The organism is Streptomyces niveiscabiei (assembly GCF_001419795.1).
In the GTDB taxonomy this organism is placed as follows: Bacteria; Actinomycetota; Actinomycetes; order Streptomycetales; family Streptomycetaceae; genus Streptomyces; species Streptomyces niveiscabiei.
The window spans coordinates 1-9833 of the sequence record NZ_LIRL01000145.1; the positions used below are offsets into that span (position 1 = coordinate 1).

The 9833-nt window shown below is 66.7% G+C and carries 11 protein-coding genes; 4 read left to right on the plus strand and 7 right to left on the minus strand.

What is annotated here, in order from left to right; all coding sequences use genetic code 11:
- From AOK24_RS07845 to AOK24_RS07855, 3 genes are all read left to right on the plus strand, one after another.
- Nucleotides 1-216 (plus strand): PDDEXK family nuclease (locus tag AOK24_RS07845; protein WP_478078761.1); only part of this gene is annotated, 216 nt, incomplete at its 5' end.
- A gap of 86 nt (nucleotides 217-302) precedes the next feature.
- On the plus strand, nucleotides 303-650 hold the full coding sequence (locus AOK24_RS07850; protein WP_055719321.1) for a hypothetical protein: 348 nt from the start codon (nucleotides 303-305) through the stop codon (nucleotides 648-650).
- Nucleotides 647-904, plus strand: a complete 258-nt coding sequence (locus AOK24_RS07855) for a hypothetical protein (protein WP_055719322.1) — start codon at nucleotides 647-649, stop codon at nucleotides 902-904. Before AOK24_RS07850 ends, AOK24_RS07855 begins: the two co-directional genes overlap by 4 nt.
- 74 nt (nucleotides 905-978) lie before the next feature.
- On the opposite strand, the gene AOK24_RS07860 is transcribed toward AOK24_RS07855, so the two are convergent.
- From AOK24_RS07860 to AOK24_RS07890, 7 genes are all read right to left on the minus strand, one after another.
- Nucleotides 979-1365, minus strand: coding sequence for a hypothetical protein (locus tag AOK24_RS07860; RefSeq protein WP_055719323.1), 387 nt, complete (start codon nucleotides 1363-1365; stop codon nucleotides 979-981).
- Between the two features lie 104 nt (nucleotides 1366-1469).
- On the minus strand, nucleotides 1470-2579 hold the full coding sequence (locus tag AOK24_RS07865) for an acyltransferase family protein (RefSeq protein ID WP_055719324.1): 1110 nt from the start codon (nucleotides 2577-2579) through the stop codon (nucleotides 1470-1472).
- Between the two features lie 123 nt (nucleotides 2580-2702).
- The gene (gene tuf / locus AOK24_RS07870; protein WP_055719325.1) at nucleotides 2703-3896 is read right to left on the minus strand and encodes an elongation factor Tu; all 1194 of its coding nucleotides are present in this window, start codon (nucleotides 3894-3896) and stop codon (nucleotides 2703-2705) included.
- Nucleotides 3897-4051: 155 nt separating this feature from the next.
- On the minus strand, nucleotides 4052-6178 hold the full coding sequence (gene fusA / locus AOK24_RS07875) for an elongation factor G (protein ID WP_055719326.1): 2127 nt from the start codon (nucleotides 6176-6178) through the stop codon (nucleotides 4052-4054).
- Nucleotides 6179-6217: 39 nt separating this feature from the next.
- Complete coding sequence (gene rpsG / locus AOK24_RS07880; protein WP_003992340.1) at nucleotides 6218-6688, minus strand: 30S ribosomal protein S7; 471 nt, start codon at nucleotides 6686-6688, stop codon at nucleotides 6218-6220.
- 2 nt (nucleotides 6689-6690) lie between these two features.
- Nucleotides 6691-7062, minus strand: coding sequence for a 30S ribosomal protein S12 (gene rpsL, locus AOK24_RS07885; RefSeq protein ID WP_003948652.1), 372 nt, complete (start codon nucleotides 7060-7062; stop codon nucleotides 6691-6693).
- Nucleotides 7063-7316: 254 nt separating this feature from the next.
- On the minus strand, nucleotides 7317-8303 hold the full coding sequence (locus AOK24_RS07890; protein WP_276206827.1) for a glycosyltransferase family 2 protein: 987 nt from the start codon (nucleotides 8301-8303) through the stop codon (nucleotides 7317-7319).
- 105 nt (nucleotides 8304-8408) lie between these two features.
- On the opposite strand from AOK24_RS07890, the gene AOK24_RS07895 reads away from it, so the two are divergent.
- Complete coding sequence (locus AOK24_RS07895; RefSeq protein ID WP_055719327.1) at nucleotides 8409-9659, plus strand: glycosyltransferase family 39 protein; 1251 nt, start codon at nucleotides 8409-8411, stop codon at nucleotides 9657-9659.
- Nucleotides 9660-9833: the final 174 nt, after the last annotated feature.

The window sequence follows — 9833 nt, forward strand, 5'->3', positions numbered from 1 at the left end:
GACTGGATCACCAAACTCCGCGACTACCCCCTGCTCGGCATCCCGGTCTACGCCATCTTCGACCCCCGCACAGCAAAAGGCGCCGTCTTCACCGACATCCACCCCACCCCCGAGGGCCCCCGCTACGCCACCCGCAAGGACTTCCTCTACGGCGAGGACGTCACCATCGCCGACTGGACAATCTCCACGGACGGCCTCCCGAGGTACGACGAATGACAAGGCACCCCCTGCCCGCCTCCGCGGAACCGACGCTCCCCGACCTGAGATGGATAACCTGGCCTGGGCATCCCCTGGAGGACACGATGAGCACTCAGGCCGACCACGGACACGAGCTGATCCCGCGCCCCGAGCAGACGCCGGAGGCCCTGCGCGCGGCACTCGCCGTCGTCGCTCCGGGGCGGCTGAAGGAGATGCAGGCCACCAAGGACGAGGCGTTCGCGAAGGCAGTCGAGTGGCAGTCCCTCACCCCCGTACAGAGCTGGGTCCTCACCTGGGCCAGGGAGATCGAGATCGCCCGCCGCCCCGACCTGTCCGCACGCCGAGCCCGTGCGGAAGCCGGCCTGGAACACCCGGACTCGCTGATCGCCCGCGAGGCACTGGAGGAGTTGAGCAAGGTCCTGGACGAGGCGATGAGGGCCGTACGCGAGTGAGCTGGAAGTGGGAGTACGCCTTCGGCGCCGAGGAAACGGCCCGCTCGGCGCCCGCCGCATTCCTCACCCACGTCACGCACAAGGCCGAGGAACTCGTCCGCGCCGCCGAGGCACTCCACGTCCACGGCCGCGCCGCCACGGGAGCAGACCCGAAGGGCGGCGACATCGTCGTACCGGGCGGAATGTTCACGTACCAGATCGTCGTCCGCGCCGAGTGCGTCTACGTCGTACAGATCACGTACCTGGGCTTCTAGCCCCTCTCCACCCCGCGGACAGCCGAGCGGCCCAGTAGGACCCCCGTTCCCACCGGGCCGCTCAGTGCGAGGGCTCAGTCAGTGATCGTCACGCAAGGAAGCCCGACGCTGCGGCCGTCGTGCCAGCCCTCGACGCAGATCCGGGTGCCCGGCGGGAAGTTCTGGTTGATGTTCTTGTAGTCGCGGTACCTGGTCCACGCGGGGACGTTCTCGACCTTGGTCCAGAGGTTGATCTGACCGTTGGTGCTCCAGATGTGCGTCTTGATGTCCCGGTTGCTGATGTTGCTGGACCAGACGTTGACGTCGATCTTCCCGACGTACCGCCCGTTCGTGTTGATGGAGAAGCAGGTCTGGTTGTTGCACCACTCCCCGCTCGCAGAGGCGGGCGTGCTGGTCGCGAAGAGCAGCCCGGTCATGGCAGCGGCCGTACCGAGCGCGGCGACGGTGTTCCTGAATCGCATGATGGTCCTTCCCCCGATGGAGATCGACGAACAGCACCACCCTGCTGCGCCGGGGAACCCGAGTCACGCATTTCGAAGTTCCTCGAAACGTCCCGCCGACAGTCTCACCCTTTCAGGCGAGCGAAGGAGGAATCGAGCCCCCGCTTGATGACCCCGGCGAGAGGCCGCTCGACCACTCGGTGCACACCCCAGCTCAACACCATGAACCCGGCGAGGAGGACACAGATCAGCAGCCGCGCGTCGAGATCGTCCCGGAGCCGGCTGATCAGCGTCGTACCGGCGGCGTAGTGCAGCAGGTAGAGGGGGTAGGTGATCGCCCCGGCGGTCACGAGCCACTTCCCCCGCACCCAGTCCAGCTTGCCCAACGCGATGGCGACCATGACGAGCAGGAACACGGTGAAGATGAGCACCGCCCCCCGCCACCCGGACACCCCCTCGACGTTGTCGATGCGATGCCCGATCTCCTTCTGCCCCATGAGCCAGGCCATCCCGAGGATGCCCCACAACAACAGGTCCTGCCCGAACCGGTACATGAGATACAGCGCGAGCCCGGCGATGAAGTACCAGGCCCCATCAGGATTGGCGATGAGACTGAACAAGGGCCACCCGGCGGAAGGCGCGAGCATCGCGGCGGCCCCCCAGAGACAGCAGAAGAGCACGACCCGCCGATAGCTGAGCCCGACCGCGACAACCACCAAGAACAGGAGATAGAACCGGAGTTCAGCCCAGAGCGTCCAGTACACCCCGTCGACATTGGCGACCCGCGACCCGGACTGAAGCATCGTGAGATTGACGAGCACATCCCGCGGAGCGAGCCTCTCCCAGACCCCGGGAAACGCGGCCAGCACCCCGGTCGTGAAGAGAATCGCGAACCAGTACGCGGGGTACAGCCGGATCACCCGGGAGACGAAGAACTGCCGGGGCGTCCGCCCCCAGCAGGACATGCAGATCACGAACCCGCTGATGACGAAGAAGATCTCGACGCCGATCCAGCCGTACGAGGCGACCCGGAACACGTCCGGCATGATCTCGGAGACGGGCCGGTCCCAGATCGGGTTGCCGGGCCGGTCGGCCCGCGCGGTCCCCGCGAAGTGGTGCAGCGCGACGAAGAGCGCGGCGAACAGCCGCAGCCCGTCGAGGACGTACAGCCGGGGCCGCCGCACCGGCACGGACACCGACGGCTGTGAACGCTGAGTGAAGGTCAGGCCAGTCATTGCCCGTCACCTTACGGAGCGCCCATAACTCAAGGTGAACGGAAAGAGAAAACCCGCACGACCGAAGTCGTACGGGTTTTCCCGAGGTGGCCCGAGGACCGGTGGCCCGAGGGCCGGTAAGAACTAGGCCTTGATCTTGGTGACCTGGCCGGCGCCCACGGTACGACCACCCTCACGGATGGCGAACTTGAGGCCCTCCTCCATGGCGACGGGCTGGATCAGCTCGACGGTCATGTCGGTGTTGTCGCCGGGCATGACCATCTCCGTGCCCTCGGGGAGGGTCACGACGCCGGTCACGTCCGTCGTACGGAAGTAGAACTGCGGACGGTAGTTGTTGAAGAAGGGGGTGTGACGGCCACCCTCGTCCTTCGACAGGATGTACGCCGTGGCCTCGAAGGAGGTGTGCGGCGTGACCGAGCCCGGCTTGATGATGACCTGGCCGCGCTCGACGTCCTCGCGCTTGATGCCACGGAGGAGCAGACCGACGTTCTCACCGGCCTGGCCCTCGTCGAGCAGCTTGCGGAACATCTCGATACCGGTGACCGTGGTGGTGGTCTTCTCGGTCTTGATGCCGATGATGTCGACGGTCTCGTTGACCTTGAGGACACCACGCTCGATACGACCGGTGACGACGGTGCCACGACCGGTGATCGTGAAGACGTCCTCGATCGGCATCAGGAACGGCTTGTCGACGTCGCGCTCGGGCTGCGGGATGGACTCGTCGACGGCCTTCATCAGGTCGAGGACGGACTTGCCCCACTCCGCGTCGCCCTCGAGGGCCTTGAGCGCGGAGACCTTGACGACCGGCAGGTCGTCGCCCGGGAACTCGTACTCGGAGAGGAGCTCACGGACCTCGAGCTCGACGAGCTCCAGGATCTCCTCGTCGTCCACCATGTCGGCCTTGTTCAGCGCGACGACGATGTAGGGGACGCCGACCTGGCGGGCCAGGAGGACGTGCTCCTTCGTCTGCGGCATCGGGCCGTCGGTGGCGGCCACGACCAGGATCGCGCCGTCCATCTGCGCGGCACCCGTGATCATGTTCTTGATGTAGTCCGCGTGACCCGGGCAGTCGACGTGGGCGTAGTGACGCGCCTCGGTCTGGTACTCGACGTGCGCGATGGAGATGGTGATACCGCGCTGACGCTCTTCGGGCGCCTTGTCGATGTTGTCGAACGCGGTGGCCTCGTTCAGGTCCGGGTACGCGTCGTGCAGCACCTTGGTAATGGCGGCCGTGAGGGTCGTCTTACCGTGGTCGATGTGACCGATGGTGCCGATGTTGACGTGCGGCTTAGTCCGCTCGAACTTCGCCTTCGCCACTGGGGTCCTCCTGAAGTGGTTCTGTACGCCTTGGGTTCATCGGCGCCAGGTGATCTTTGCTGTTGGGTCCCGGGCCCCGGGCCGTTCCGCCACGAATGCGGAGGAATGGCCCGTGAGACACCGGGGTCAAGCCTACGGCGTGGAAACGCGGTGCGTTACTCGCCCTTGGCCTTCGCGATGATCTCCTCGGCGACGTTCCGCGGAACCTCGGCGTAGGAGTCGAACTGCATGGAGTAGCTGGCCCGGCCGGACGTCTTGCTGCGCAGGTCGCCGACGTAACCGAACATCTCCGAGAGGGGCACGAGGCCCTTCACGACGCGGGCACCGGCCCGCTCCTCCATGGCCTGGATCTGGCCACGGCGGGAGTTGATGTCGCCGATGACCTCACCCATGTAGTCCTCGGGGGTGGTCACCTCCACGGACATCATCGGCTCCAGGAGGACGGGACCGGCCTTGCGGGCGGCCTCCTTGAACGCCTGGGAACCGGCGATCTTGAACGCCAGCTCGGAGGAGTCGACCTCGTGGTAGCCACCGTCGAGCAGCGTGACGCGGACACCCGTCATCTCGTAGCCCGCGAGGATGCCGAACTGCATGGCCTCCTGAGCACCGGCGTCCACCGAAGGGATGTACTCCTTCGGGATACGGCCACCGGTGACCTTGTTCACGAACTCGTACGACGTGTCGCCGCCCTCGATGGGCTCGATCGCGATCTGCACCTTGGCGAACTGACCGGTACCACCGGTCTGCTTCTTGTGGGTGTAGTCCACGCGCTCGACGACCTTGCGGATCGTCTCACGGTAGGCGACCTGCGGCTTGCCGACGTTGGCCTCGACCTTGAACTCACGGCGCATACGGTCGACGAGCACCTCGAGGTGCAGCTCGCCCATGCCGCCGATGATGGTCTGGCCGGTCTCCTCGTCCGAGTGGACCTGGAAGGAGGGGTCCTCCTCCGCGAGACGCTGGATCGCGATGCCCAGCTTCTCCTGGTCGCCCTTGGACTTGGGCTCGATCGCGACCTGGATGACCGGCGCCGGGAAGTCCATGGACTCCAGGATCACCGGGCTCTTGTCGTCGCACAGCGTCTCACCGGTGGTGGTCTGCTTCAGGCCCATGACGGCGACGATGTCGCCGGCGCCCACCGCGTCGATCTCCTCACGCTTGTTCGCGTGCATGCGGTAGATCTTGCCGATGCGCTCCTTCTTGCCCTTGACGGAGTTCAGCACGGCGGTGCCGGACTCCAGGCGGCCCGAGTAGACCCGGACGAAGGTGAGCTTGCCGAGGTGCGGGTCGCTCATGATCTTGAACGCGAGCGCGGAGAGCGGCTCGTCGTCCGACGGCTTGCGCTTGACGACCTCGTCCGGGTTGTTGACGGCGTGGCCCTCGATGGCCTCGACGTCGAGCGGAGTCGGCAGGTAGCGCACGACCGCGTCGAGCAGGGGCTGGACGCCCTTGTTCTTGAACGCGGTGCCGCAGAACACGGGGGTGACCGTCACGCCGTCGGACTTGCCGGAGGCGATGGTGATCTTGCGGATCGCGGCGTAGAGCTGCTCCTCGGAAGGCTCCTGGCCCTCGAGGAAGAGCTCCATGATCTCGTCGTCGTAGTCGGCGACGGCCTCGATCAGCTTGTTGCGGTACTCGTCCGCGGCCTCGGTGTGCGTGGCGGGGATGTCGACGACGTCGTACATCTCGCCCTTCGCCGCCTCCGCCGACCACACGAGCGCCTTCATGCGGACGAGGTCCACGACGCCCTGGAAGTCGGCCTCGGCGCCGATCGGGAGCTGCATGACGAGCGGGACGGCGCCCAGGCGGTCCGAGATCATGTCCACGCAGCGGTGGAACTCGGCGCCGGTACGGTCCAGCTTGTTCACGAAGCAGATGCGCGGCACGCCGTAGCGGTCGGCCTGACGCCACACCGTCTCGGACTGCGGCTCCACACCGGCGACACCGTCGAACACCGTGACAGCGCCGTCGAGCACGCGGAGCGAACGCTCCACCTCGACCGTGAAGTCGACGTGCCCGGGGGTGTCGATGATGTTGATCGTGTAGTCGTTGTCCTCAAGCGGCCAGTGACAGGTGGTGGCAGCAGAGGTGATCGTGATGCCACGCTCCTGCTCCTGCTCCATCCAGTCCATGGTGGCAGCGCCGTCGTGGACCTCACCGATCTTGTAGCTGACGCCGGTGTAGAAGAGGATCCGCTCGGTGGTGGTCGTCTTGCCCGCGTCGATGTGGGCCATGATCCCGATGTTGCGGACCTTGGCCAGGTCAAGTGAAGTGGTAGCCATGAGGGCTCGGTCTTCTCTCGGTCTCGATGGGGGTAGCGACTACCAGCGGTAGTGCGCGAAGGCCTTGTTGGACTCGGCCATCTTGTGCGTGTCCTCGCGCTTCTTGACGGCCGCACCGAGGCCGTTCGAAGCGTCGAGAAGCTCGTTGAGCAGGCGCTCGGTCATGGTCTTCTCGCGACGGGCGCGGGAGTAGCCGACGAGCCAGCGCAGCGCGAGCGTGTTGGCGCGACCGGGCTTGACCTCGATCGGAACCTGGTACGTCGCACCACCGACACGGCGGGACTTGACTTCGAGCGTCGGCTTGATGTTCTCCAGCGCGCGCTTCAGCGTGATGATCGGGTCGTTGCCCGTCTTCTCACGCAGACCCTCCATGGCGCCGTAGACGATGCGCTCGGCGGTGGAGCGCTTGCCGTTCAGCAGCACCTTGTTGATGAGGGAGGTCACCAGGGGGGAGCCGTAAACCGGGTCGATGATGACCGGGCGCTTCGGGGCGGGGCCCTTACGAGGCATTCTTACTTCTCCTTCTTGGCGCCGTAGCGGCTGCGGGCCTGCTTGCGGTTCTTGACACCCTGGGTGTCGAGGGAACCGCGGATGATCTTGTAGCGAACACCGGGCAGGTCCTTCACACGGCCACCACGCACGAGCACGATGGAGTGCTCCTGCAGGTTGTGTCCCTCACCCGGAATGTAAGCGGTGACCTCGATCCCGCTGGTCAGACGCACACGCGCGACCTTACGCAGGGCCGAGTTCGGCTTCTTCGGGGTGGTCGTGAACACACGCGTGCAGACGCCACGGCGCTGAGGGGAACCCTCGAGTGCGGGCGTCTTGTTCTTCTCGACCTTGTCCTGCCGGCCCTTGCGGACCAGCTGCTGGATCGTAGGCACTACTTCTCCGGTTTCTGTGTGCCGATGGTGAAGCTAACCTGGAACGTCGCCGACCCACGCGGTCGGGTGTGTCGGATCCGGCGGACCCCCGCCGTGAGGCGGGAAGAGGCGTGGATCGCGGTGTCCGTACACGGCCCGTGTGCGGTTGAAGGCACGCACAGGAGCCGGGGCACACCCCAGGCACAAGGTCTGAGCGTACCCAGCACACCGACTTCGGTCAAAACGAATACGCAGGGCACGACACGCCGGTGATTTCAGGACTTCGTCCGGACCTCGGCATCAGCACGCATGCCGGCGTGCGTATCGGCGTGCGTGTCGGCGGCCACGAAGTACGTCGGCCTGTTCTGCACCGCCGTGTAGATCCGGCCCACGTACTCCCCCAGCAGCCCCACGCAGACCAGCTGGACAGCACCGATGAACAGCACCCCGATGAACAGGGACGTCCACCCCGGCACCGTCTCCTCGTACGCGTGCGCCCACAGCGTGTAGCCGATCAGCCCCAGGCACACCAGGAACGCGAACCCGCCGAGCCACGTCGCGATCCGCAGCGGCGCCGCCGAGAAACCGGTCACACTGTCCACCGCCAGCCGGATCATCCGCCCCAGCGGGTACTTGCTGTGCCCCGCCGCGCGCGCCTCCCGCTCGTACGTCACCTCGCCGCTCGGGAAGCCCAGCCAGGGCACCAGCAGCCGGTACACCCGCTGCTGGTCCGGCAGCGCCTTCAGGGCGTCCACGGCGGCCCGGCTGAGCAGCCGGAAGTCACCGGCCTGCGCGGGCACGGAGGGGCCCGCCAGGCGCCGTACGAGGCGGTAGTAGAGCGACGCCGTCCAGCGCTTGAAGCCGGTGTCGGTGGCGCGGTCGGCGCGGATGCCGTACACGATGTCGAGGCCCTCGCCGCGCGCCAGGTCCAGCATCTCCGGGATCTTCTCCGGGGGGTCCTGGAGGTCGGCGTCGATACTGACGGTGTAGGCGCCGAGCGAGCGGTCGAGACCGGCGGTCAGCGCGGCCTGGTGACCGGAGTTCCGCCTGAGCGTGATCACCCTCAGCTCGGGCCACCCCAGCCGGAAGGCGTCCAGGAGGACCGTCGTACGGTCCGTGCTTCCGTCGTCGACCGCGACGACCTCGTACGCCACCCCCATCGCGTCCAGAACCGGTCGCAGCCGGTTCACCAGCGCGGGCAGCGCGTCCTCTTCGTTGAACATCGGAACGACGACCGAGAGCACGACCGGGTCACCCGGTATGCCATCGTCCTGTCTGTCGTCTGCTGGGTCCACGCGCCCCTCCCGAACCTGTGGAGCGGATGTGCGACTCTGGTGCGATCTTATGCCTAGGGGGGAACCCGTCGAATGAGTACCACCGCGACCGACTCCGTGGTGACGGCGCCGAAGCCACCGCGCCGCTTCGCGGTGCCCGACGGGGTACGACCGTACCTTCCCGCGCTCGCCCTGTACGGCGTCTGCAAACTGGTCGGGCTGACCGTCTTCGCGTACCTCCTGGAGTGGACCGGGGACTACAAGACCAAGGATCCCCGCTTCGGCGGCGGCGCGCACTGGTGGGACGTCCTGTCCACCTGGGACGGCTGGTGGTACCTCCAGGTCGCCGAAAAGGGGTACGACCCCAAGCCCCTCCAGCACCTCGCGCCGGGCGGCATGTTCACCGTCCAGCAGGACTCGGTCGCCTTCTTCCCCCTCTTCCCCGCCCTGATCCGCGGCACCTCCGAAATCACCGGCCTCGGCCTCTACGGCTCCGCGATCCTCGTCTCCGTCATCAGCTCCTTCGTCGCCGCGGCGGGCATCTACGCGGTGGTCTCCCTGCTGGCCGGCCCCCGCGCGGGCACGATCGCCGCGGGCCTGTGGGCGATCCTCCCCGGCGCCGGCGTCGAGTGGGCCGTCTACTCCGAGTCCCTCTTCGTCGCCATCGCCTCCTGGACCTGCTGGTGCGTGATGAAACGCCGCTGGGTCGCGGCGGGCCTCCTCGCCTTCCTGGCGGGCCTGAACCGCCCCACGTCCGCCGCCCTGATCGGCGCGGTCGGTTTGGCGGCGCTGGTGACCCTCGCACGCCGCGAGACCCGCCGCGAACACGGCATCGCCGGACCCGTCTACGCGATGATCGCGGCGCCGATGGGGCTGCTGACGTACATCACCTGGGTCGGCCTCAGCATGGGCGACCTCACCGCCTACTTCACCCTCCAACGCGAGGGCTGGGCACACTACTTCGACTTCGGGGCGTACACCTTCGACGTCCTGCGCAACACAGCGGTCGGCAAGACGGACTACCTGTTCGCCTTCCCCACGCCGGACCTCATCGCCGTCCTCCTGGTCCTGACCCTCCCCTTCCTCATCGCCCTCATGCTCCGCGCGAAACCCCCACTGGTCCTGGTCGCCTACACCCTGGCCTCGATCATCACAGTCCTGGGCACCCAGCAGATGTTCGCGAACACGCCGAGGTACTTGCTCCCGGCATTCCCCTTGCTCCTGGCCCCGGCAATGGCCCTGGGCCGCCTGAAGTGGACGACACTGGCGACGCTGTTCGGAACATTCGCGGTGGCGTCGGGGTGGTACGCGCACTACTTGATGTTCGAACTGGGCATCCCGTAGATCGGACAGCCGAGAGCCGAAGATCAACCACGTCTTTTCAGGGGCGCGGGGCTGTATCGATCTGCGGCTACCACCGCGCGGGCGCGCCACAGCAACCACGTCTTTCCAGGGGCACGGCGCCGTATCCATTCGCGACTACCGCCACGCGAACGCGCCACAGCAACCACGTCTTTC

What these genes read in the sequence shown, in the direction of transcription:
- AOK24_RS07850 (WP_055719321.1), top strand. Translation starts at nt 303, where the DNA reads ATGAGCACTCAGGCCGACCACGGACACGAGCTGATCCCGCGCCCCGAG.
- AOK24_RS07860 (WP_055719323.1), bottom strand. Translation starts at nt 1,365, where the DNA reads ATGCGATTCAGGAACACCGTCGCCGCGCTCGGTACGGCCGCTGCCATG.
- AOK24_RS07865 (WP_055719324.1), bottom strand. Translation starts at nt 2,579, where the DNA reads ATGACTGGCCTGACCTTCACTCAGCGTTCACAGCCGTCGGTGTCCGTG.
- fusA (WP_055719326.1), bottom strand. Translation starts at nt 6,178, where the DNA reads ATGGCTACCACTTCACTTGACCTGGCCAAGGTCCGCAACATCGGGATC.
- rpsG (WP_003992340.1), bottom strand. Translation starts at nt 6,688, where the DNA reads ATGCCTCGTAAGGGCCCCGCCCCGAAGCGCCCGGTCATCATCGACCCG.
- AOK24_RS07895 (WP_055719327.1), top strand. Translation starts at nt 8,409, where the DNA reads ATGAGTACCACCGCGACCGACTCCGTGGTGACGGCGCCGAAGCCACCG.